Here is a 25,340-nt window from a genome sequence, read left to right as displayed (position 1 = left end):
ATTATGATTAATTTTAAACCTAAGGCATATTTTTTGGATATGGATGGCACATATCTAGATTTGCCTCGCAAAAAACAAATTATGATAAGCGAAAAAAATGTTGAGGTTGCTAAGGACTTCAACAATAGAGGAATCCCTGTTATTTTGTCAACAGGTAGAGGAAATTCAAAGTTTGTTTTGGATTTAACTAATAAAATAAATGCACCGTTTGCTGTTTGCCAAAATGGTGGAGTAATTGTAGATAAAAATAATAATGTTTTGAAACGCCATGAAATTAATCCTGATACATTGAAATCAATAATTGAAATTTTAATTGCACAAAAAATGTTTTTTATTTTTAATAGTGGCGATACAATATATGGAACAAAAACAAAATTTAGAATTGCTAGAGCCTGATTAAAGAAGCTAAACAAAGTTACATATGACGAAATTCAATCATTGCCAGCAACAACAAAAATTTTAACTTTTGGGAAGTCAAAAAAAGGAATAATAAAACTTAGAGATGAATTATTAAATGCTTTTCATGATATTTCAACACATATTGTATCAAAAGGATATTCAATTGAAATTAGCGATATTAATGCTAATAAGGGAATTGGCGATCGATTTGTATGTGATTTGTTAAATATTGATTATAAAGAAGCAGTTCACTTAGGCGATTCGGGCAATGATGTTGTTACTCAAAAATATTTAGGTGGCTTTGTAGCGATGAAAAATTCTACAAAGAACATAAAGCAAAAAGCAGATTATGTAGGATATTCATATAAAAAATCTGGAGTAGCAAAAACATTGCAAGAACTTCAAAAATAACAAAAGTAGGAAAAACCCTACTTTTGTTATTTTTTATTGATTAAATTCTTCAAAGAATTTTCCAAAGAATATAGTTCAAATTTGCCAAAAATTTGTTTTGCACTGTTTGAAATTGCAATATTAGATATTGCTAAATTTTCTAATTCTGGAAGTTGCAAATCAAAGTCTATCCTTAAGGTTGCTAAATATTTATCGAGAAATGTATTTTCTTTATATTCTATTAATTTTTTTGCAATTGAAGGTTTTATTTTTTCAATATTATTGTATATATTTTCAATAGTCTTATAATCATCTAATAAAGTTTTAGCAGATTTAGGTCCAATTCCTACAACACCCTTAAAATTATCACTGTTATCACCGACTAATGCTTTATAATCAATAACTTGATTTGGCAAAAAATCATAATATTCTGAAAAATTCTTTGAATTAAGAAAAAAGAAAGAACCAGTTTTATCTTTTTTAATGATTGCTGTTTGTTCATCTATTAATTGATTTAAATCTTGATCTCCCGAAAAAATGATTGTATTCAAATTAAATTTATTTTTAACTTTTGCAATTATATCATCAGCCTCAAAGCCATTATAATATTGGTTTTGAATATTAATATTTGTTAATATTTCTTGAATTAAATCAAGTTGTAGATAAAAACTTTCTGGTGCTTTTTTTCTACCATCTTTATAAGAAGGAAATAATTCATGCCTAAACGTTTTAACATGTGAATCAAAGGCTATATAAATATATTTAGGATTTAATTTCTTTAATAATAGAAAAAGTGTTTTAAAGAAAGCTACTATCGCATTAGTTTCAAAACCTTCAGATGTGGTTAAAATTTGAGTTGCGTTATAAGATGTTGCATAATAAGATCTGTATGCTAAAAATGTACCATCTATAATCAACAGTTGTTCATTATCTTTCTTCATTTAAAACTTCCTTTATTGAACGCAAATAAAAAATATTTTCATTTCTTTTTTCTAGAGTTACTTTGATAGTTTTTCCCTTAATATTTAGTATTTCTTGATTTGATGTAAAATAAAACGCTCTTATTTTTTGCATGTTTGCTTCTAAATCTAATTCAAAATAGTTATTACCTTTTTTGGAAATTTTTTGCTTTACGTTTGTACAGTTAACGATTGCTAAATATTCATTTCCAACGTGCATGTCTATAAAACTAGTTTGTCCAGGCATTCCATTGCTTGCGCTTGAATTAAAATTATAAACTTGACCTAATAATTCAATTTCGTTTTTCTTTTCAAACATGATATCTTGATTAAGGATTTCACTTGGTTTATAAGAGTCTATTATATTAGGGCTAACACCTTCAATGTTATTCTTAAACATTTTTATAAATAACATTGTATCAGTATTGTTTTTTTGAATCTCATTCAATAAGGTGTTTTGATTATAATTAAATGATCTAAGAGTGTTTGCCTTTATTAGTAATTCAATTGTACTTTTGCCAATTGATTGAGAACTAGAAATTTTTAATAAGAAATCTAAAAAATTTTTATATGGGCCATATTTTGATCTATTTTCAACAATTGAATTAGCAATTTCAGGCCCAAGGCCTTTAATTAGTGTAAGTGGCAATATAATTTTTCTATTTTTAATTATAGCCTCTGATTCAGAAAGGTTAATGTCAGGAGAAACTATTTCTACCCCACACTCACTTGCCTCGTTAACGAACTTTGCAATTGTATCTTGGGAGCCGTGTGCCGAGCTTATACATGACGTATAAAATTCTAAGGGGTAATGAGCTTTTAAAAAGGCCATTTGAAAAGTTATAATTGAATATGAAACCGCATGAGATCTATTGAATCCATATGATGCAAATTTTTCTATGCTGTTAAAGATATTCGTGGCCAAAGATTTTTCATAGCCATTCTTCATTGCCCTTTCAATAAAAATAGATTTAATATCTTCCATTTCATTTACTTTTTTCTTAGAAATAATCCTTCTTAGATTGTCGGCTTCAATGAATGTCATTTTAGCAACAACTTGAGCAATTTTCATAATTTGTTCTTGATATACAATGATTCCATAAGTAGAATCAAGGATTTTATCATATTCATTATTTATTTTTGGTATCGGCTCTAGTCCAAATTTTCTTTTTGCATAAACCGAAACGTTTTTAATTGGACCTGGTCTATTTAATGAAATTATTGCAACAATATCTTCAAAATTATTTACCTTTACCTGTCTTAAGGCTTTTATCATGATTGGACTTTCAACTTGGAAAACGCCTCTTGTGTGGCCAGAGCTCAATAATTCTAATGTTTTTTGATCGGTTAAGTCTATATCTTTTAAGTTAATTTTAAGATTTTGATTTTGATAAATTAGATCAACTATATTTGAAATAGTCGTCAATGTCTTCAAACCAAGTATGTCCATTTTAACTAACCCAAAATCTTCTAAATATTCCATACTTATTTGAGTTTGAAGAAAATTTTCAGAATTATATTGAACTGGTGCTATTGAGATGACGGGTTGGTCGCTAATTACTAATCCGGCAGCATGTGTGCCAATTTGTCTATAAAATCCTGATATCCTTGCTGCTTGGTTTAATATTCTTATGCTAAATGATTCATCATTAGGATTTAATTTTGCTAATGATAATTGTAAATTTCTATTTTCATTGTATTCAACTAATAGGTCTTGTTCATCATTTTCAATATTTTTTGATATTTCATTAATTAATGTTGGGGCAATATTGTTTATTCTTAAAATATCTCTAATCGCTGATTTTTTACCTAGCGAAGAAAAAGTAACAATATTTGCCACAAATTCATGCCCATATTTTTTTAATAAATATTCAATAACATCATTTCTTTTATTATCTTGAACATCAATATCAATGTCAGGCATAGTAACTCTATTAGAATTTAGGAACCTTTCAAATATCAAATCATATTTAATAGGGTCTACTTCGGTTATATTTAATAGATAGCCTATTAATGAACCGGCTGCTGAACCTCTTCCTGGTCCTATTTTAATATTGTTATTTTTTGCTCAATTAACTCAATCTTGAACAACTAAAAAGTAATCAGCAAAATTAAGATCTTCAATAACTTTTAGTTCTTTTAAAAACCTTTGTTGGTATTCATCTGTTCATGAATATTTATCAAATTTTTCTCTTATTGATTTAAATAATAACAATTTTAAATATTCATTAGAAGCAATATTTTTGTCGTTTTTGAATTTGGGCATTTTGAAACCTTTAGTTTCAATTTCAAAATAAAGTTTTTTAGCAAAATCGTTTGTTCTTTCAATTAATTCTTCTAATTTTGAATTATTTTTTGTTTCAATATCAACTTTAAATTCTTCGTAAATGCTTTCAAATATTTTATTATTTGAAATATTTGACATTGTTTTAATTATTGAATTATCATCATATTTTAATATTGAATTGTGATTAATTAATAAACACTTATCAAAAATATTTTGTATTTCACTATTTTCTATATCATATTGGCTTATTGCAAAATAATGGTTTTCAATTTCTAAAATATTATTAGTTTTTTTATAATAGCCAAAAATTGGATGTTCTATTCATATTAAATTAGAATAATCTCTAATTTCAGCTAAATCTATATAGCCTTTTTTTCCATAGTTTAAAGAAAGCATTTTTAGGTTCATAAAAGATTCTTTATTTTGGCAGTAAACTATAAATCTATACAAATTATTTTCTATTTTTACATTTACGTCAAGACCAAAAATAGGCTTTAAATCATGTTTTCTAGCTTCATTTAAAAAATGTGGCATGCTATAAAAATTGCAATGTTCTGTAATACCAAAATACTCTATATTATTATTTAGTAATTCTTGAATAAAATCATTAATGGTTATTGTACTTTCTAAAAAAGAAAATATAGTATTTAAGTGAAGGTTAATTAATTTCATATTTCAATTATATTATTAAATAAAACATTTTTCGAAACTATAAGAAAACATAGTGAAAGTTATTTTGCAAGAAAAAATTTTTCTATTTTTTATTACATTTTTTAACCAAAAAATCATTAAAAAATTCCTTCTTACTGTTAGAAAATAAAAATAGTTTAAAAAGTATCTAGTTTTAAGGCTAAAAGGCATGCGGTGCATTGTTAATAACTTTTTAATAAGTAGTTAAATTGTTAAAAAACCTAAGAAAAATTAATTTTTATTTCCTAAGCAATCTATCATATTTGTACACGACTAATTAGAAAGGGGCTAAATATGGTTGAAAATTTTTTTATTGAAAGCGAAAGGGAAATTACACAAAACGATTTTAAAAATCTAGTAATTTTTTATGCTCCGATTTTAGGCCATAGTAGCATATTTCTATACCAATTTTTATATAATTTAAAAAATATTTATACAAAAAATAAACTTTTTAATTTTTCTGAAATTAAAGATATTTTATTATTAAATGAACAAGAATTTGAGGAATGTCGTAGCAAACTAGAAGCATTAAGCTTACTAAAAAGTTATTTAAATAAAGATGGTGTTTATATTTTTAGTTTGAATGCTCCTTTGAATGCAAATGAAATAAGCAACAATAAAATTATTTCTAATATGTTAATCAAATTAATTACTAAATCAAGATATGAAGAATTATTAAAATTAAATGCAAATTATCAATTTGACAAAACAACAATTAATGATGTTTCTAAAAAATTTTATGAAGTATTTAATTTAGAAAACGTAATTGATTTAAATATAAAAAATGAACAATTAAATTTTAATTCAATTACCCTAGATGAATTAAAGGATAAGATAGAACCCGAACAATTTATTAGTCAATATACAAAAACAAATTTAAGTTTTAGCCAAAATGAAATGATTAGAAAATTGAAAAGAATGAAATTCAATAATTTTTCAATAAATGCCTTCATTTATTATTCAATTAAAATTAACCATTCAGTTGTATGCAAATATATTGAAAAAATAGCCGAAGATTTTAGCCATAGAAATCTATACGATGCTGAAAGAATTGATCAAGAATTAGAAAATGTTTATTTAATAAAACAAAATGCAAATAAAGAGTTAAAAAATATCAAAAAAAATGAAGATGAATCAGTTACTAGAGAAGATTTAAATTGTTTTTTAGATCTTGCCAACGAACATGATTGAACTAACTAAAAAATAAGAAAGCAAAAAAATGGAAAACAAAATATTCGATGAATTATTTAAAAATTCTCTTTTGAAAAATATTGATTTAGAGGCTGAAAAAACAAAAATTTTAGCCGATCCAAATGTAAAAGCAATTATTGAAAAATTGAATTTAAATTCTAAACAAATCCAAAAAGGAATGAATTACTTGCAAAAATATTATAGCTATATTGAAATGCATAAACAACTTCCAACATGAACCCTCTTCGTTGATGATAATGGAATTTTGCAAATTGATTTAAGTAACGATGGTTTTTTTAGAAAGCAAAAAGAAATGAATAACTTTTGACTCACAAATATAACAAGCATGGATAATGAATGAATTTATTATTTTAATAATGCAAAAGCAAAGAAACCTCAATATATAGTATTGAATACAAACCAATCATTAGAAAATTTTGCACCTGAATTAAAAAATGAAATCAAAGATATTACTTCGATGAAATCAAATCAGGGATTGTTACTTATTGATCAAAATCTTGTTAATGCAAGAAATATTTTAAAATTTTTAGCATTTTTATTTGGTACTAAGAAAAACAAAAGCGTAGCATTTGTTGACAACAATAATTTGTTTGAATTCATGTCTAATAATTTAAAAAACTCATCAGAAATTAATTCAATTGTTCAAAACTTAATTTCTGTTGATTATTTATTCATAGATCGCTTTGCAATCGGAGTCAAACCGGAATGGTATATTACAAACATATTTAATATATTGAGCGAACGTGAACAAAAAAATAAAATCACTTTTATGAGCTCACCTATAGATTTTACTTCTTCGAAGCAACATATAATATTTAATAAAATGCCTGGTAATGATGGCATAACTCGGATTGAATCATTGCTTAAATTGACAGTCTTAAGATTAATGAAAAAGTTCATTTCATTCTAAAATTATTAATTTTTGTTTAAAATAAAGCATTTAAAAATAATAAAAAACTATTTTTTTAAAAAAAATAATATAATTATTGCATATTTAAAGAAAATATATAGTATTAAAGCGTCCCCTCTTGCGCTTTTTTCTTTACTAATTTTATTTTAAAAATTTATAAAATGTATTATAATTCTATATGCAAACATGCATGCCAGTGTTGCCACCATAGCCAAACGGCCAAGGCATAGGTCTGCAACACCTTTATTACCGGTTCGAATCCGGTTGGTGGCTCCAATGCGCCCGTAGCTCAATTGGACAGAGTGTTTGGTTACGGCCCAAAAGGTTGCGGGTTCGACTCCTGCCGGGCGCGCCATATCAGTTAAACTGAATTAAAAACTAGGTTAAACCCTAGTTTTTTTAAACTATTAATTTTCAAAAAATTAGCAATTAACGCATTAAAGTGCTAAAATGTGCTAAAATTTTTTTGAAAGAGGCAATCATGGGGCAAAATTCTTCTGACACAAGCACAAATAAGTCTTTAATTATATGCAATAATTATGATAAGAAACTAATCAAATATTTTAGATACATTGTTGAAATGTACATTAAAACCGGCGAACCAGTAGGATCAAAAAGATTAGTTGAAAAATTTAAATTATCTTGTAGCTCTGCAACTATAAGAAACGCAATGGCAGAATTAGAAAAACTAGGTCTTTTAGAAAAAAAACATGTTTCAGGGGGAAGAATTCCTTCTTCAAAAGGTCTTGAATACTATACAAAAAATTTACTTTATAATGCTAAAAAATATTTCAATGAAAAACTTGAAGATCTTTTATCTAAGCGTAGGTTAAGCATCAACACAACATTAGAAGAAGCAGCAAATGTCGTTAGCCAAATGGCAGGGTTTGCCGTAGTTGCAACTTCAAACAATGAATCTGAATTATTGAAAAGTATTCAGTTGACACCGCTTGATGAAGAATCTGCAGTTGTTGTTATTGTTACAAGTTCAGGAAATGTTCAAAACAAAATGTTTAAGTTTGAAAGTGGGATTGAATTAAATGATTTAAGGATTGCAATTAGATTATTTAAAGAAAGATTGATTGATACTCCATTAATTAATCTTGCTAAAAAAACTGAATCATTAGCCCCAATATTATCTACACAAGTTAAACATTTTGAATTAATAATGCAGAAATTTATCAAAAATATTTTTTGTTTTGAAGAAAAATTGGAGAATAAATCGTTTAATAAAAATGTAATAATATTATCAGAACAAATAAGCAGAGAAGAGATCGCTAAGACATTAGAATTAATTGAAAACCACTCAGTTTGAGAAGCAATTGAGAATAATCTTGATGAAGAAAAAAATATAAAACTAGATTTTTCACATCCTAATTTAAATATTATTTCAAAAAGAATTCAATTTATTAATCATAAAAATATTAAAGAAATAAGTATATTAGGTCCTAAAAATTTAGACGTTGAAGAATCATTAGAAGCAATAAATTTATTTGAAGGTATTATTAAAAAAGAAGAAGAAAAAGGAGAATAAATGAGTCAAAATATTTCAAAATATGATTATATAGAGTGTATTAAAAAAATTAACAAAAATGAAAAAATTGAATATAAGGGATTTGTTGGCTTTGATTTAGATAAAAATATTGAAAAAACTATCTTGGAAGGAAAGCAAAACGAAAAAGGTGAGTTAGTTTTAAAAATTGATAATGAAATTTTTAAAGTAATAATTATTGATTTTCAAAAAACAAGTCCTAAGTATTTAGAAGTTTTTGCTAAAAATCAAGAATTAAATGAAAATATTAAGAAATTGCAACTAAATTTTTTGGAATTAGGCGAACTTAATGAAAAAATAAAACAAGAAAAGACACAACAAGAAATTTTATTTAAAAATCAAGTAATTGAATTGGAAGCAAAAGCACAATCAAAAATAAATGAACATCGTCAAAAAAATGATGAGCATTTATTGCAACAAAAAACAGAATTAAAAAAATATGCCCTACAAGACTTTTTAGAAGAGTTCATTAAGATATATACAAAATATGACAGTGCTTTAAATTTTGCAAAAAAATCTGATAATATCGCTGTTAATAATTTTGCAAAAGGCTTTGATATGCTTAAGAATGATTTTGAAAATTTAATGTTAGATAACGGAATAAAAATAATTGAACCAAAAGTAGGAGATTTATTCGACCCTGAATGTCAACAAATTACTGAAAGCATTGAATCTAAAGAACCTTCTGGCACAATTCTTGAAGTAAAGAGCAATGGTTATTCATTATTTAACAGAATTTTAAAACCTGCCTCAGTAATAATTAGTAAATAAACTAATAAAAAACAACATTTAATATAAAATATTAAATAATTAATTCATTTTTCTAAGGAGATAACAATGAAATTACCTTATATAGCAATAAAAAATCAGATTATTATTCCATATACTTCTGACAAAATTAGAGTTGGAAAAGCTAAATCAGTGTCAGCTTTATTAAAGGCTTTTAATGGAAATAAAAATATAGTTATTACGTTTTTAAATCCAAATTATAAACAATCAAATGAGGAACATACAATTAATGATATTGCTCCTGTAGGCGTACTTGCTAATATTACTAACATTAGTGAAGAATCAGGAATTTATCATGTTAATTTAGAGGCAAAAGAACCGGTTAATATTAATAAAATCTCAATAGTTGATGAAAAATCAACAAATAGTGAGGACAATTTTTATGTTGATATTTCGCCTATTCAAGTCAATTCATATGATTCATATTTACCAAAAATTGAAGAAATAAGACAAAAGTTCTTCTCACTATCTAAACAAGTTATTAACGAAGGTATAGGAACAGTTTTATTTCGAGATTTAGAAAAAGAATTTGAAACTAACAAACCTAAACAATCATTAGTTGAATATGAAACTGAATCATGACAACTTATAAAGTTTTTGAAAAAGTACTTTTTGAGTGATGAACTTCTTTCTTTAATTGAAAGCAATGACGTTTTAGCTAGATACAATGAACTAATTAAAAAGGCAAATAAACAAGTTCAATTTGAAAAAATAGAAAACGAAATTAATAGTAATTTACGTGAAGATATGGAAGACCAACAAAGAGATTTCTTCCTAAGAGAAAAAATGCGTCAAATTAGAAAAATGTTGAAGGATGATGAAGGTGGAAAATCTGCTGACGACATTGAAAAAGACAGTACTTTAAAAGAACAATATCCTGAATATGTTCTAGAAGCGTTAAGATCTGAACAATCAAGAATGGCCTCAATGATGCCATCTAGCCCGGAAGCTAATATATCTAAAACATATATTGATTTAATCTTGGCATTACCTTGAAGAAAAGTAAGTAAAGAATTAATTGATATTAACAAAGTTAGAGAAGTATTGAATAAGAATCACTATGGACTTGAAAAGCCAAAGGAAAGAATTCTTGAATTTATTTCGGTTTTAACTCATCTTAAAATCAAGGAAGAAAAAACTGAATATTTACCAATAAAAGGAAATGATCAAGAATTTATTGATACTAAATTATTCGTTCATAAAACGGGTCAAACCACAAACAAACCAGTAAATAATATTCCTATTCTAACATTAATTGGTCCCCCAGGAACTGGTAAAACTACACTTGCTAAATCAATTGCCGAATCATTAAATCGTAGATTTATAAAGGTTTCATTGGGTGGTGTTAAGGATGAAAGCGAAATAAGAGGACACAGAAGAACTTATGTTGGGGCAATGCCTGGAAAAATAATATCAGCAATTAAAAAAGCCGGAGTTTCAAACCCAGTCATTTTGTTAGATGAAATTGACAAGATGTCATCAGATTTTCGAGGCGATCCAACAAGTGCAATGCTTGAAGTATTAGACCCTGAACAAAATGTTAATTTTCAAGATCACTACTTGGATTTAGAATACGACTTATCAAAAGTATTATTCATCGCTACTGCTAACTACTATGATTCAATACCAGCAGCACTAATTGATCGTGTTGAATTGCTTGAACTTTCAACATATACTACTAAAGAAAAAGTAGAAATTGCTAAATCACATTTACTTCCAAAAGTGTATGAACAAAATGCCTTAAATCCTGAACAATTTCAAATTTCTGACGAAGTTTTAGAATTTTTAGTTCGTTACTACACAAGGGAAAGTGGAGTTCGTGAATTAAAACGTATTTTAGATAGTATAGCAAGAAAGATTGTTGTCGAAATTCTTGATAAAAAAATCAACGATAGTTTTGTTGTTACAAAAGAAGTTGTAATTGAATTTTTAGGGCCAATTAAATTCGATGATGATGAAAACGAAAATAAAGCACAGATTGGTGTTGTTAATGGGCTAGCATATACAAGTTTTGGTGGTTCAACACTAGCTATTGAAGTTACAACATTCCCTGGAAAAGAAGGCTTAAAAATGACAGGGCAACTAAAAGATGTTATGCGTGAATCTGCTCAAATTGCATTAGCCTATGTAAGAGCAAACGCCGCCAAATTTAATATTGACTTTGATTTTGAAAATACAGCAATTCATATTCACGTTCCAGCGGGTGCTATTCCAAAAGATGGTCCAAGTGCCGGAGTAACATTCACAACCTCAATAATTAGTGCCTTATCTAAAAGACCAGTCCCTGCTAATATCGGTATGACTGGAGAAATTACATTGCGTGGAAAAGTTCTACCAATTGGTGGTTTAAAAGAAAAATCATTGGCGGCTGCTCAATTTGGTATTAAAAAGATTTTTATTCCATATGATAATTATAAGAATCTAAAAGATGTTCCTGCTGAAGTTAAAAATGTTGTTGAATTTGTGCCAGTTCATTATTATGACGAAATATTTGAACAAATATTTGGTGCCAAAGAAACAAAAAATAATTAAAAAAAATAACCATAGAGATATTTAATAAATGTATCTAATTTATGGTTATTTTTTATTTTTCTTTAAATGTATGACATTTTTAAATATAATTTAAAATAATATGACAAACGAAAAAATAAGAAATTTTGCAATAATAGCACACATTGATCACGGTAAAAGTACTTTAGCTGATCGTATTTTGGAATTTACCAATACAATTTCAGCCAGGGAAGCAAAACCTCAAATTTTAGATTCAATGGAACTAGAACAAGAACGTGGAATCACTATTAAATTAAATGCTATTCAAATTAAATATAAAGATTACATTTTTCACCTGATAGATACACCAGGTCATGTTGATTTTACTTATGAGGTTAGTAGATCACTTGCTGCATGTGAAGGAGCATTGTTGCTAGTTGATGCAACTCAAGGAATTCAAGCACAAACATTGGCTAATGTTTATATGGCTATGGAAAATAATTTAGAAATCGTTCCTATTATTAATAAGGTAGATTTAATTAGTGCAGATCCTGAAAGAGTAAAAAAAGAAATTCAAGACATGATTGGAATTGATACTTCTGACGCAATTATGATTTCTGCAAAGACAGGATTAAATATTGATAAGGTAATTGATGCAATTATAAACAAAATTCCTGCTCCTAAAGAAGCAGATACAAATAAACCATTGCAAGCTTTAATTTTTGATAGCTATTTTGACAATTATCGTGGCGTTGTTATCTATGTGAGATTGTTTGACGGCAAAGTAAAAGTAGGCGACGAAATTTACTTTATGCAAACAAAAAAGCATTATTTAGTAACTGAATTAGGCGTTAAAAACCCTAATGAAGTTCAAAAAAATGAATTGCAAGCTGGCGAAGTTGGTTGAATTTCAGCATCAATAAGGGATATCAAAGATGTTGAAGTTGGTGATACTGTCACATTATTTGAAAACCAATGCCCTGAACCATTGCCAGGATATAAAAAAATAAAACCAGTTGTTTATACCGGATTTTATCCCGTTGATACTAGAGATTACAATGATTTAAAAGATGCCCTAGAAAAAATTAGTTTATCTGATTCTTCATTGGTATGACAACCAGAGACATCAAAAGCCCTAGGATTTGGATTTAGAATAGGTTTTTTAGGTTTATTGCATATGGATATTCTTCAAGAGAGACTCGAAAGAGAATTTAATTTAGATATTATTGCTACTGCTCCTTCAGTTGAGTTTGTTGTAACACTAACTAATGGAGATGTTCAATATATTACAAATCCATCACTATTTCCAGATAGAAGTTATATAAAAATGATAGAGGAACCTTATATTAAGGCTAACATAATGCTAACCGAAGAATATTTGGGCCCAATTATGGAATTATGTCAATCTAAACGTGGCAAATATGTAAATATTGAATATTTAGATGAAACACGTAGATTATTGATTTATGAATTGCCTTTAAATGAAATAATATTTGATTTCTTTGATTTAATGAAGAGCTATTCAAAAGGCTATGCTTCATTTGATTATGACTACATTGGTTTAAGAGAAAGCGATTTAGTAAAGGTTGATATTTTATTAAATGGTGAGAAAATTGATGCCTTAGCAATGATTGTTCACAGAGATTCAGCATATAATAAAAGTAGAGCATTAACAGAAAAACTAAAGGAAGTAGTACCAAGACAAAATTTTGAAATTCCCGTTCAGGCTGCAATTGGTGCTAAAATTATAGCAAGAGAAACAATTAAGGCATATAGAAAAGATGTTACAGCTAAGTTATATGGTGGTGACGTTACAAGAAGACAAAAACTATTAAAAAAACAAAAAATAGGTAAAAAAAGGATGAAACAAATAGGAAGCGTTGAAGTTCCACAAGAGGCATTTTTGGCAATATTAAAAACAGATGATTCTCGAAAGGATTAGAAAATAATGGATATTAAACCCACAACAACAGGAAATAATAGCGATAGTAGTAAAAACATTGAAATTCCAACACGTACCTTTGAAAATCACATGGTAGAAGATTCAATGAATACTCAAAATTTGCAACAATTAAGTTATAAAATAAAAGATCCTCAGAAAATAATTCCTAATGGAATTTATTCAGTTTTTCAAAGAGAAATGAATATTAAAAAAATATCAATACTTTGAAATTTTGGTATCCTTCTTTTGAGCGTTATAGCAATATTATTGCTTTACTTTTGACCAAATTTATTCAATTTTTCTAATGCAAAAGATTTTAAAATAAAATGGGCTTGATATATTATTCCGGCAATATTTATAGTAATTTCGTTAACTAGATTTATTATTGAATTGATTGAACTTTCAGGAATACATAAAAGCATAGATATGTATAGGATTACAATTAAAAATGGTGCGACATCAACACCGCCATTTATTGCCTTACTTTATAAGAAATTAATGATAAGACAAGTAAGACAAACATGAGCAGTTGTTGCTATTGTGTTTTATATCGGTGTGTTTATAGGTATTTTTTGAGGTTTAAAAGATGCAAAATGGGGTTTATTGGATTGACAAAAATGAATTCATAATACTTTTCCAAAACCCGAAATACTAATTTACATACTATGTGGTATAATTGGAATAGTTTTAATATTATTTATATTCAGTACAATTTTTAAAAAGAAAAGAATGGTGGACATCCAATCGTTCTTTGGCAATGAACAAGGAATGAATTTTGTTGAACTTGATGAAAGTAAAAGAAAAGCTCACATATTTTATGCCAAAATTTTCTTTATAAGTATCGCAGTTTTAATTGTATTGCCCTTTATAATATATATTATTTTAAAGAAGACAGTATTGAAAGGAAAGTAGAATATGCAAGGTTGAGGAATAGCGTTATTAGTTATATTACCAATAATTACTGCCATAATTGGTGGAATAATTGCGGTATATATAACCCAAAAAAAATTCAAGAAGCAATTAAAAGAAAATCCACCAGTTACTGAAAAAATGATTCGTGTAATGTTTCAACAAATGGGAAGAAAAGCTTCGGAAGCACAAATCAGACAAGTTATGCGTTCTATGAAGAATGCCCAATAGTCCTTTTTGGACTATTTTTAATTAATTAAAAATGTATAAAAAAATGGCGATCGCAACAGGAGTTGAACCTGCGACCCCGGGCTTAGGAGGCTCGTGCTCTTCCACTGAGCTATGCGACCACGCAATTATGCATTAATAATTATAAAAAAAATAAAGCATATAATATATAATTTTTTTGATATTTTAAGAAATAGAAAGTGATAAATATTTATGGAAAGAAAACTTAGTGAACAAGAAGAAATTAGACGTAATAAAATTGCTGAATTAGAAAAAAACAATTTACAAGCATTTCATAAAACTATAAAACCAACAGCGAATTCAAAAGAGTTAAATGAAAAATATAAAAATTTAAGCCGTGAAGATCTTGACAAACAAAATCTAGAATTTGTATTTAACGGAAGAATTATGACTATTCGTGGCCCATTTATTGTTTTGCAAGATAATTGTGGACAAATGCAAATTTATGCAAACAAAAAAACATTGAATGAGTCTTCTGCAAAAACCTTTTCTTTAATGGATTTCGGTGATATTTTAAGTGTAAGAGGAACATTGTCAAAAACTAATACTGATGCTTTGGTTATAAAGGCTCAAGACATAGTTCTATTGACAAAATCATTGAAACCGTTGCCTGATAAATTTCATGGTTTAGTTGATCCTGAAGAAAGACGTCGCCAACGTTATGTAGATTTAATAATGAATGAAAAAACAAGAAATACATTTGTTATGAGAACCCAAATTATCAAAGGCATTAGAGAATATTTTGATAGTTTAAATTACATTGAAGTTGATACACCAATTTTAAACCCAATATTAGGAGGCGCAGCTGCTAAACCTTTTATTACTTTCTATAATGCACTTAATAGAAACTTTTATTTAAGAATTGCAACTGAATTGCCATTAAAAAAATTGATTGTTGGTGGATTAGATAGAGTTTATGAAATCGGTAGAATATTTAGAAATGAAGGCGTAGATACAACTCATAATCCAGAATTTACCTCAATTGAATTTTACGAAGCGTATTCAGATTTATGAGGAATGATGGAAAGAACTGAAGGCGTTTTCAAACATTTAATAAATAAATTCAACATTAAAGAAGTTAAATTTAATGGTTTTGATATAACATTTAATTTTCCATTTAAGAGAGTCAATATGATTGATGCTATATCGGAAAAAATTAATGTTGACATTAGAAAATTAAATGAAGAACAAATGTTTGAATTAGCTAAAAAACATGGTATTAAAATTGAAAAATTCTTTAGATATGGTCACATTATCAATGAGTTATTTGAAAAATATGTTGAAGAAACATTAATAGAACCTACATTTGTATATGGACACCCAATTGAAATTTCTCCTCTTGCAGCAATTGACCCTGATGATAAAAGATTTACACTACGTGCTGAACTATTTATTGGAACAAAAGAATTTGCAAATATGTTTACCGAATTAAACGATCCAATTGATCAATTGCAACGTTTTGAAAATCAATTGTTAGAAAAAGAAAACGGCAATGAAGAAGCAAATGAAATTGATTGAGATTTTGTTAATGCTTTGGAATACGGAATGCCTCCAACAGGTGGTTCTGGTATAGGGATTGATCGTCTAATTATGCTATTAACTCAAAATGATTCAATTAGAGATGTAGTTTTATTTCCTCAATTAAAAGATTTAAAATAATAAAAAAAGGTTTGTTCAATCAAACCTTTTTTTATTAAACATTTAAACGATTATATTGAATATTTTTTTATAATAGCATTCTCAATGCATTCATTTTCAAATTCTTTTATTAGAGGTAATTCTTCTTCTTCTAATTTATAAGCTTCTTGCCTATTAGGCTTGGTTACTGGATTTTTAGGAGCAAATAATTCACATGTTTCACACGCCCTTACTATTGAAACATCTAATGTGTTAATTTTTTTTGCTATAGCAATAGTTTCATTTTTGTCAAAAGAAATTAAAGGTCTAAAAATAGGCAAATCACAAACTTCGGAGATAGTATAAATAGATTCAAGAGTTTGAGAGGCAACTTGGGCTAAATTTTCGCCATTTGAAATTGCTTTAATATTTTCTTTTTTTGCAATAAGATTTGCTATTCTATAAAATGATCTTCTCATTAAAGTTATTTTGTATTTTTGATTGCTTATAAGACCGATGTATTCCATCACTTTGCTATAGTTAATTTGATATAACATAGCATTGCCTTGATATTTTTTTAATATATTAACAATTTCATCTATTTTTGCAATTGTTTTTTCATCAGTTTGAGGAGGGGTAATAAAATTTAAAAACACTATTTTTAAGCCCCTTTTTTGTAATAAATTCGCTGCTACAGGTGAATCAATACCTCCACTAATTAGATGTATGCATTTTCCAGAACTTAATACCGGCATGCCACCTAAGCCGTCAAAATAATCGCAAAAAACAAAGCTACGTTGATCTCTTATTTCAATATATATAGTTAAATCAGGATTTTTTAATTTAACTTGTTTGTCAGGCATTTGTTTTAAAACAATACCCCCAAAATACATATTTAATTCACTTGAAGTCATTGAAAAATTCTTGTTGTGTCTTCGCGCATTTATTGCAAAACTATCAAATTGTTTTTTGCTAATTATTTCTTTTACTATATTTTCAATATTGATTAGGCTAGTTTCTGTTTCATATACAGGTGAATATGAAGAAATTCCAAAAATATATTTTAAGCAGTCTAAGTTCTTTTGCGAATAATCAACAAATGCCCGATCATATTCGGTTTTGATTTCTGATTTTTCTATATATCAAGATAGGTTGTTATGCAATTGCCTAATAAAATCCTTTTTATTTTCGCCTTTAAGAGTCAATTCGCCATATCTAATTAAAATTTTATTGTAGTCCATTTTTACTCCATTAGTTGTATTGTTCTTCTATATAATCATATATTAAATCAATTGCTTTTTTATCATCATTATAACCTTTAAGTTTTTGCAACTCATTAAACAAATTTTGGGCGTTTGAATTTTCACTTACGTCTTTTCTTAAAGAAAATTCTACATTTTTAATTATTAAAAAATATTGAATTTTGCAATTTAAAAAATTTATTTCATTAGATAAATAACTTAAAAAGTCATTCAATTCGTTTGCAGAAAAATTATTATTTTTGAATTTATAAATAAAAGTAAATAAACTATTTATGTTTTCAATGTCTATTGGATTTAAATTAATGTTTAATACTTTTATATTGGCAGTTAATCTTTTAAAGTTTTCAATATAAAATTCAATTTGATTGTTTTGATATTCTTGTTCGTCTATTTTATTTATTATTTTATTTTGAATCTTCAACAAATTCAATAAGGATTCTAATCATCCCTTCAACTCTATAAATTCAACTATATCCATTCAATTATTATTTTTAATATCTATAAAGCTATTCAATATTGGCTTATAGACGTTAAAATACTCACTTTTTAGTAAATTCTTTTTAGTTTTGCTTGCAAAGAAATCAGAAATTTTTTTATTTTGAACATCAATTTTTTCAATGATTTTTTTTATATTATTTTGTATTTTTAAATGAAAAGCAAAGGTTTTAATATAGTTATATATTTTTATACTAGTTGTATTTATCAAAGCTAATAGTTTATTAATGATTTGTTCAATATTTGAAATATCTTTTGAATTTTGACATTTGTTAATCAAAGTTTTTATTTTTTCAACTTCTATCTCATAATTAAATTTAAATTCTTTTTCCAACATTTCTTTTATTAATTGTTCTAGTTTAATATTATTTAATTCTTTAATAAGCTGTTGATTTTTTTTGTATTTTTCAATAATATAATTTAAATTCTTGTAATTGTTTTTAAACTTAAAATAAAAAGTTGCATATTCAATGATTAAATTTTTAATTTCTAATAAATTTTGCTTTAATATTTTTTCGTTTCATTTTAGATATTCATCATTATTAAAATCAACTAATTTTTTTTGTATAATTGTTTTTTTGCCTTTTAAATTATCAATAAAGTGTTGAGGAAAATGTTCATGTTCGCCTGCCATTATATTTGATAAATCATTTAAACTAACTTTGTATTTATTTACGATTTTTTGTATATTTCCACTTTTTTTATCAATTTCTGCGACTTTTTTAAAGATGGTTTCAAGTAAATTAAAAATTTCTAGTCTTTTAAAATAAATTTCTTTATATTTCTTTTTAATAAGAATTGTGCATTTTAAATGCCAAAAAGCATGCTTGTTCATATGCAAAAAAACAATATCGTCTACTTTGGTTTTTAATATTTTACATGCCTTGTATAAACTACAAACTTCATGCAAATTAATTCCAATTTGTTTTTCTAGTTCCTTACATTCATCATTGTTCAAACTTAATTGGCAAATTTTGTCATAAGAATTTTTTGCTTTATTAATAAATGTTCAAATTTTATTAATAAAATTATCCAATTTTGATTTCAAAACTTGGGGATATATTTTTATAAAATAATAAAAAATAAATGTTAAATACATTGCAATTAGCATAATTAAGATTACTAAAAACAAAATTGCTCATTTACTCATATTTTAAAATTATATAAAATTTCTTACGCAACAATTATTTAATATAAATTACTATTAAAAATGATTGAAAATTTGAAATTAATATATTATAATATCTAATTATGAATACAAAGTCAAAGAAGGTTACATTAGCCTGCCAAGTATGTTTGCATAAAAATTACTCGGTAAATAAAAGCAATGAAAAGAGACTAGAGATTAACAAATTTTGCAAATTTTGTAATCAACAAACATTGCACAAAGAGGAAAAATAATGACTAGAGAACAAAAAAAACAAGCTAAATTGCAAGCAAAAGCAGAAAAAGGCCAAGTTAAGCTATATACATTTCGAAATTGAATAAAGGAAATAAAGAGAGTTATCTGGCCAAAATCTGCAAAATCTTGAAAATGATTTGGTATTACAATTTTATTTCTAGTTTTAATGGCTGCATTTTGTTTTGCAATAACCCTTGGATTTAGTAGTTTATGAAATTCAGTAGGAATAAAGGCTTAGTAAGGAAAGAATATGGAATTAACAAATAATGATTTTAAATGATATATGATTTCAACAGTTTCAGGCAAAGAAGAAAATGTTATAGAATCATTAAAAAATAAAATTGCTGCTCAAAGAATGGATGAATATTTTAAAGATATAAGGATGTTTAAAGAACCCCATCTATCAAATAAAGAATTAGAAAAGAAGCAAAGAAACGAAGAATTTACTGTTAAATTTGTAAATATGTACAAAGGTTATATTTTTTTAAATATGGCAATGACTGATGATACATGATATCTTGTTAGAAATACTCAATATGTAACCGGGCTAATTGGTTCAAGTGGTAACAAAACAAAACCAACCCAAATAAGTGATAAAAAATTCCAATTAATGATTGATAAAGAAGCAATGTTGCTAGCTAAATTTAAAGCAGGGGACATTGAAACTGCTTTTAAAGAAGGGGCTTTAGTAAAAATTTCTAGTGGAATATTCAAAGATGAAGTTGGCGAAATAATTAAAAATAATGATATTACCCAAAAAGCCTTTGTTAATATTGAACAATTTGGTAGAAAAGTTCCAACTGAATTTGATTATGCAGATCTAGAAATAGTAGGTTAACAATAAAATAATGAATAGATATTAGAATCAGGAAAAAATCCTGATTTTTTTATTATTTAAAAAATAAAACAATTATAATATATACATATTTACTTTTCTGTTTTAAAACAGCAATTTTATATCGCTAAAAAATTTAATTTTTTTTGAAAAAATAAAAAAAAGTGTATATAATATTTAAAGGTTGTTTTGAAACAACGAGATAGTTCTTTGAAAACTGGATACGAATACCATTAACGTCAATTTATTTTTTTATTTATAATCAACCAATTCAAATTTTTTTATAAGAGTTTGATCCTGGCTCAGGATGAACGCTGGCTGTGTGCCTAATACATGCATGTCGAGCGAGGTTAGCAATAACCTAGCGGCGAATGGGTGAGTAACACGTGCTTAATCTACCTTTTAGATTGGAATACCCATTGGAAACAATGGCTAATGCCGGATACGCATGGAACCGCATGGTTCCGTTGTGAAAGGCGCTGTAAGGCGCCACTAAAAGATGAGGGTGCGGAACATTAGTTAGTTGGTGAGGTAATGGCCCACCAAGACTATGATGTTTAGCCGGGTCGAGAGACTGAACGGCCACATTGGGACTGAGATACGGCCCAAACTCCTACGGGAGGCAGCAGTAGGGAATATTCCACAATGAGCGAAAGCTTGATGGAGCGACACAGCGTGCACGATGAAGGTCTTCGGATTGTAAAGTGCTGTTATAAGGGAAGAACATTTGCAATAGGAAATGATTGCAGACTGACGGTACCTTGTCAGAAAGCGATGGCTAACTATGTGCCAGCAGCCGCGGTAATACATAGGTCGCAAGCGTTATCCGGAATTATTGGGCGTAAAGCGTTCGTAGGCTGTTTGTTAAGTCTGGAGTTAAATCCCGGGGCTCAACCCCGGCTCGCTTTGGATACTAGCAAACTAGAGTTAGATAGAGGTAAGCGGAATTCCATGTGAAGCGGTGAAATGCGTAGATATATGGAAGAACACCAAAGGCGAAGGCAGCTTACTGGGTCTATACTGACGCTGAGGGACGAAAGCGTGGGGAGCAAACAGGATTAGATACCCTGGTAGTCCACGCCGTAAACGATGATCATTAGTCGGTGGAGAATCACTGACGCAGCTAACGCATTAAATGATCCGCCTGAGTAGTATGCTCGCAAGAGTGAAACTTAAAGGAATTGACGGGGACCCGCACAAGCGGTGGAGCATGTGGTTTAATTTGAAGATACACGGAAAACCTTACCCACTCTTGACATCCTTCGCAAAGCTATAGAGATATAGTGGAGGTTATCGGAGTGACAGATGGTGCATGGTTGTCGTCAGCTCGTGTCGTGAGATGTTTGGTCAAGTCCTGCAACGAGCGCAACCCCTATCTTTAGTTACTAACATTAAGTTGAGGACTCTAGAGATACTGCCTGGGTAACTGGGAGGAAGGTGGGGATGACGTCAAATCATCATGCCTCTTACGAGTGGGGCCACACACGTGCTACAATGGTCGGTACAAAGAGAAGCAATATGGCGACATGGAGCAAATCTCAAAAAGCCGATCTCAGTTCGGATTGGAGTCTGCAATTCGACTCCATGAAGTCGGAATCGCTAGTAATCGCAGATCAGCTATGCTGCGGTGAATACGTTCTCGGGTCTTGTACACACCGCCCGTCACACCATGGGAGCTGGTAATACCCAAAGTCGGTTTGCTAACCTCGGAGGCGACCGCCTAAGGTAGGACTGGTGACTGGGGTGAAGTCGTAACAAGGTATCCCTACGAGAACGTGGGGATGGATCACCTCCTTTCTACGGAGTACAACCTACGTTATGGAAAAAAAATATTTGTATCCAGTTTTGAGAGATTTATCTCTCGGTTCTTTGAAAACTGAATATCGACATTGATATATTAATTAATATTTCAAAGTTTAGATCAACCATAGAATATTTATATTTTATAAGACAAACAATAGGTCATACAATTAACAAAACTATTAAACAAGCAAGAGTTTTTGGTGGATGCCTTGGGTCTGGAAGTCGATGAAGGACGTGATTACCTGCGATAAGCCTCGGTTAGCTGGAAATAAGCTGTTATCCGGGGATTTCCGAATGGGGAAACCTAATTGAGCTAATCCTCAATTATCATATCGATGAATTCATAGTCGAATGAAGAGACACGCTGTGAATTGAAACATCTCAGTAGCAGCAGGAAGAGAAAATAAAGAATGATTCCCTAAGTAGTGGCGAGCGAACGGGGAAGAGCCCAAACCAACACATGTTGTTGGGGTTGTAGGACTGCGACATGGATTAATGAATTTGTACATAGCAGAATAAGTTGGAACGCTTAAACATAGAGGGTGAAATTCCCGTAAGCGAAATGTATAAATCTCCTAGCAGTATCCTGAGTAGGGCGGGGCACGTGAAACCCTGTCTGAATTTGCCGGGACCACCCGGTAAGGCTAAATACTAACCAGACACCGATAGTGAACTAGTACCGTGAGGGAAAGGTGAAAAGAACCCCGGGAGGGGAGTGAAATAGATTCTGAAACCAATTACTTACAGTTAGTCAGAGCCCGTTAATGGGTGATGGCGTACATCTTGCAGAATGGACCGGCGAGTTATGTCAACATGCGAGGTTAAGTAGAATAAAGCGAAGCCGTAGAGAAATCGAGTCTGAATAGGGCGATTTAGTATGTTGATATAGACCCGAAACCAGGTGATCTACCCATGAGCAGGTTGAAACTTAGGTAACACTAAGTGGAGGACCGAACCGCAGTACGCTAAAAAGTGCCCGGATGACTTGTGGGTAGGGGTGAAATTCCAATCGAACTTGGAGATAGCTGGTTCTCTCCGAAATAGCTTTAGGGCTAGCGTGTAGTGTTAAATGATGGGGGTAGAGCACTGAATATGGAATGGCGGCGCCTAGCCGTACTGACTATAATCAAACTCCGAATACTATCATGTATTACTATGCAGTCGGTACATCGGTGATAACGTCGATGCACGCGAGGGGAACAACCCAGATCGTCAGCTAAGGTCCCAAAATTGTGTTAAGTGAGAAAGGTTGTGAAGTTTCTTAAACAGCTAGGATGTTGGCTTAGAAGCAGCCACCGTTTAAAGAGTGCGTAATAGCTCACTAGTCGAGAGACTTTGTGCCGATAATTCAACGGGACTAAAACACAATACCGAAGCTACGGGCAGAAATGCGTTAGGAGAGCGTTGTAAGGGCTTAGAAGCCAGACCGTGAGGACTGGTGGAGCGCTTACAAGTGAGAATGCCGGTATGAGTAACGATTCAGAGTGAGAATCTCTGACGCCTATTGGGGAAGGTTTCCTGGGCAAGGTTCGTCCACCCAGGGTTAGTCGGGTCCTAAGACGAGGCCGAAAGGCGTAGCCGATGGACAACAGGTTAATATTCCTGTACTTTCTTAACATGTGATGGAGTGACGGGGAAGGATAATTTTACCACTAATTGGATTGTGGGGTAAGTAACAACTGGGTTATGTAGGCAAATCCGCATAACTTAACTGGGAGTTACGACGCATAGCAAAAGGGCAACTGAGTAGCGAATTAGATGATTTCATGCCTCTTAAAAAAGCTTCTAACATTAAGTGTTAGGAAACCCGTACCGAGAACGGACACACGTCCCCAAGATGAGTATTCTAAGGCGAGCGAGAAAACTATTGTCAAGGAACTCTGCAAATTCATCCCGTAAGTTCGCAAGAAGGGATGCCCACAATAAAATGTGGGCCGCAGTGAATAGTAAGGGGGAACTGTTTATCAAAAACACAGCTCTATGCTAAGTCGTAAGATGATGTATATGGGGTGACTCCTGCCCAGTGCCCGAAGGTTAAGCAGAGGTGTTAGCATTAGCGAAGCATTAATGTGAAGCCCGGGTGAACGGCGGCCGTAACTATAACGGTCCTAAGGTAGCGAAATTCCTTGTCGGCTAAATACTGACCTGCACGAAAGGAGTAATTATCTCTTAACTGTCTCGACAATAGACTCGGTGAAATTATGGTTCCGGCGAAGACGCCGGAGACCCGCATCTAGACGAAAAGACCCCGTGGAGCTTTACTATAACTTCATATTGGAGTTTGATTTAACATGTGTAGGATAGGTGGGAGACGTTGATGCTTGAACGCTAGTTTAAGAGTAGTCGCCGTTGAAATACCACCCTTGTTACATTGAACTTCTAACTTGTTCCCGTTATCCGGGAAGAGGACAGTGTGTGGTGGGTAGTTTGACTGGGGCGGTCGCCTCCTAAAGGGTAACGGAGGCGTTCAAAGTTACACTCAATACGGTCAGAAACCGTATCTAAGAGCATAAAGGTAGAAGTGTGATTGACTGTGAGACCTACAAGTCGAGCAGGTGCGAAAGCAGGACTTAGTGATCCGGCGGTTCTTCGTGGAAAGGCCGTCGCTCAACGGATAAAAGCTACCCCGGGGATAACAGGCTTATCTTTCCCAAGAGATCACATCGACGGGAAGGTTTGGCACCTCGATGTCGGCTCATCGCATCCTGGAGCTGGAGTCGGTTCCAAGGGTTGGGCTGTTCGCCCATTAAAGCGGTACGCGAGCTGGGTTCAAAACGTCGTGAGACAGTTTGGTTCCTATCTGATGTGGGCGTTGGAATATTGATGAGAGCTACTCTTAGTACGAGAGGACCGGAGTGGACGCACCGATGGTGTGCCAGTTGTTTCGCCAGAAGCATAGCTGGGTAGCCAAGTGCGGCAGGGATAACCGCTGAAAGCATCTAAGCGGGAAGCCCCCTCAAAGATTAGTATTCCCTTTAAAATTCCTTATAGACTATGAGGTTGATAGGCTGGAGGTGTAAGTGCAGCAATGCATTCAGCTGACCAGTACTAATAAATTTATTGGTTTAATAGTAATATTCTATATAGTTATCTAAATTAAGTCGTATTCAGTTTTCAAAGAACAACAAATAGCCTAATGGCTATTTTT

17 protein-coding genes, 3 tRNA genes and 2 rRNA genes are annotated in these 25,340 nt (G+C 30.0%); 17 read left to right on the top strand and 5 right to left on the bottom strand.

Annotation, left to right across the window (positions count from 1 at the left end; translation table 4 throughout):
* Positions 1–3: 3 nt before the first annotated feature.
* The gene (locus MHO_RS02330) at positions 4–810 is read left to right on the top strand and encodes an HAD-IIB family hydrolase (protein WP_012855688.1); all 807 of its coding nucleotides are present in this window, start codon (positions 4–6) and stop codon (positions 808–810) included.
* 26 nt (positions 811–836) lie between these two features.
* On the opposite strand, the gene MHO_RS02325 is transcribed toward MHO_RS02330, so the two are convergent.
* Both MHO_RS02325 and dnaE read right to left on the bottom strand, forming a co-directional pair.
* Positions 837–1,730, bottom strand: coding sequence for a 5'-3' exonuclease (locus MHO_RS02325; RefSeq protein ID WP_012855687.1), 894 nt, complete (start codon positions 1,728–1,730; stop codon positions 837–839).
* Entirely contained in the window at positions 1,717–4,707 is a 2,991-nt protein-coding gene (gene dnaE / locus MHO_RS02320; RefSeq protein ID WP_012855686.1) for a DNA polymerase III subunit alpha, read from the bottom strand. The genes MHO_RS02325 and dnaE overlap by 14 nt, the downstream gene beginning before the upstream one ends.
* 312 nt (positions 4,708–5,019) lie before the next feature.
* On the opposite strand from dnaE, the gene MHO_RS05710 reads away from it, so the two are divergent.
* The 10 genes from MHO_RS05710 to MHO_RS02270 all read left to right on the top strand — a co-directional run bounded on the left by MHO_RS05710 (position 5,020) and on the right by MHO_RS02270 (position 14,760).
* Positions 5,020–5,925, top strand: a complete 906-nt coding sequence (locus tag MHO_RS05710; RefSeq protein WP_012855685.1) for a replication initiation and membrane attachment family protein — start codon at positions 5,020–5,022, stop codon at positions 5,923–5,925.
* Between the two features lie 19 nt (positions 5,926–5,944).
* Complete coding sequence (locus MHO_RS05705) at positions 5,945–6,847, top strand: hypothetical protein (RefSeq protein ID WP_012855684.1); 903 nt, start codon at positions 5,945–5,947, stop codon at positions 6,845–6,847.
* Positions 6,848–7,048: 201 nt separating this feature from the next.
* Positions 7,049–7,123: transfer RNA gene (locus tag MHO_RS02305), tRNA-Cys, on the top strand.
* A gap of 2 nt (positions 7,124–7,125) precedes the next feature.
* Positions 7,126–7,202: transfer RNA gene (locus MHO_RS02300), tRNA-Arg, on the top strand.
* A 126-nt stretch (positions 7,203–7,328) separates the two neighbouring features.
* The gene (gene hrcA / locus MHO_RS02295; protein ID WP_012855683.1) at positions 7,329–8,381 is read left to right on the top strand and encodes a heat-inducible transcriptional repressor HrcA; all 1,053 of its coding nucleotides are present in this window, start codon (positions 7,329–7,331) and stop codon (positions 8,379–8,381) included.
* Entirely contained in the window at positions 8,382–9,170 is a 789-nt protein-coding gene (locus tag MHO_RS02290) for a nucleotide exchange factor GrpE (protein ID WP_012855682.1), read from the top strand. It abuts the gene before it with no gap.
* 66 nt (positions 9,171–9,236) lie between these two features.
* A complete protein-coding gene (gene lon / locus MHO_RS02285; RefSeq protein ID WP_012855681.1) occupies positions 9,237–11,720 on the top strand; it encodes an endopeptidase La in 2,484 nt (827 codons plus the stop codon).
* Between the two features lie 100 nt (positions 11,721–11,820).
* Positions 11,821–13,620 carry a translation elongation factor 4 gene (lepA, locus tag MHO_RS02280; RefSeq protein WP_012855680.1) on the top strand — a complete coding sequence of 600 codons (1,800 nt, stop codon included), beginning with the start codon at positions 11,821–11,823 and terminating at the stop codon, positions 13,618–13,620.
* Positions 13,621–13,626: 6 nt separating this feature from the next.
* Entirely contained in the window at positions 13,627–14,532 is a 906-nt protein-coding gene (locus MHO_RS05700) for an MSC_0882 family membrane protein (RefSeq protein WP_012855679.1), read from the top strand.
* Positions 14,533–14,535: 3 nt separating this feature from the next.
* Positions 14,536–14,760, top strand: a complete 225-nt coding sequence (locus MHO_RS02270) for a YneF family protein (RefSeq protein ID WP_020002537.1) — start codon at positions 14,536–14,538, stop codon at positions 14,758–14,760.
* A gap of 44 nt (positions 14,761–14,804) precedes the next feature.
* Here the strand turns inward: MHO_RS02270 and MHO_RS02265 are convergent.
* Positions 14,805–14,879 (bottom strand) — tRNA-Arg (locus MHO_RS02265).
* 91 nt (positions 14,880–14,970) lie between these two features.
* Here MHO_RS02265 and lysS point away from each other — a divergent pair.
* A complete protein-coding gene (gene lysS, locus MHO_RS02260) occupies positions 14,971–16,437 on the top strand; it encodes a lysine--tRNA ligase (RefSeq protein WP_012855678.1) in 1,467 nt (488 codons plus the stop codon).
* 50 nt (positions 16,438–16,487) lie between these two features.
* Here lysS and thiI read toward each other — a convergent pair whose 3' ends face one another.
* Positions 16,488–17,636 (bottom strand): tRNA uracil 4-sulfurtransferase ThiI, encoded by a 1,149-nt coding sequence (thiI, locus tag MHO_RS02255; RefSeq protein WP_012855677.1) that lies wholly within the window; start codon positions 17,634–17,636, stop codon positions 16,488–16,490.
* Positions 17,637–17,646: 10 nt separating this feature from the next.
* Positions 17,647–19,302, bottom strand: a complete 1,656-nt coding sequence (locus MHO_RS05695) for a hypothetical protein (protein WP_012855676.1) — start codon at positions 19,300–19,302, stop codon at positions 17,647–17,649.
* A 101-nt stretch (positions 19,303–19,403) separates the two neighbouring features.
* Here MHO_RS05695 and rpmG point away from each other — a divergent pair, with 101 nt between their 5' ends.
* The 5 genes from rpmG (at position 19,404) to MHO_RS02230 (ending at position 25,265) form a co-directional block, all read left to right on the top strand.
* On the top strand, positions 19,404–19,553 hold the full coding sequence (gene rpmG / locus MHO_RS03015) for a 50S ribosomal protein L33 (protein ID WP_012855675.1): 150 nt from the start codon (positions 19,404–19,406) through the stop codon (positions 19,551–19,553).
* Positions 19,553–19,792 (top strand): preprotein translocase subunit SecE, encoded by a 240-nt coding sequence (gene secE / locus MHO_RS05690; protein ID WP_012855674.1) that lies wholly within the window; start codon positions 19,553–19,555, stop codon positions 19,790–19,792. The genes rpmG and secE overlap by 1 nt, the downstream gene beginning before the upstream one ends.
* 12 nt (positions 19,793–19,804) lie before the next feature.
* Positions 19,805–20,392 (top strand): transcription termination/antitermination protein NusG, encoded by a 588-nt coding sequence (gene nusG, locus MHO_RS05685; protein WP_012855673.1) that lies wholly within the window; start codon positions 19,805–19,807, stop codon positions 20,390–20,392.
* Positions 20,393–20,668: 276 nt separating this feature from the next.
* Positions 20,669–22,186 (top strand): 16S ribosomal RNA (locus MHO_RS02235).
* 183 nt (positions 22,187–22,369) lie between these two features.
* Positions 22,370–25,265, top strand: a 23S ribosomal RNA gene (locus tag MHO_RS02230).
* The 16S and 23S rRNA genes sit together here, the layout of an rRNA operon.
* Positions 25,266–25,340 lie beyond the last annotated feature (75 nt).

The sequence above is a fragment of the Metamycoplasma hominis ATCC 23114 genome, assembly GCF_000085865.1.
Taxonomy (GTDB): domain Bacteria; phylum Bacillota_I; class Bacilli_A; order Mycoplasmatales; family Metamycoplasmataceae; genus Metamycoplasma; species Metamycoplasma hominis.
The sequence above is the reverse complement of the archived record's forward strand: the minus strand, read 5'-3'. Positions and strand labels throughout refer to the sequence as shown.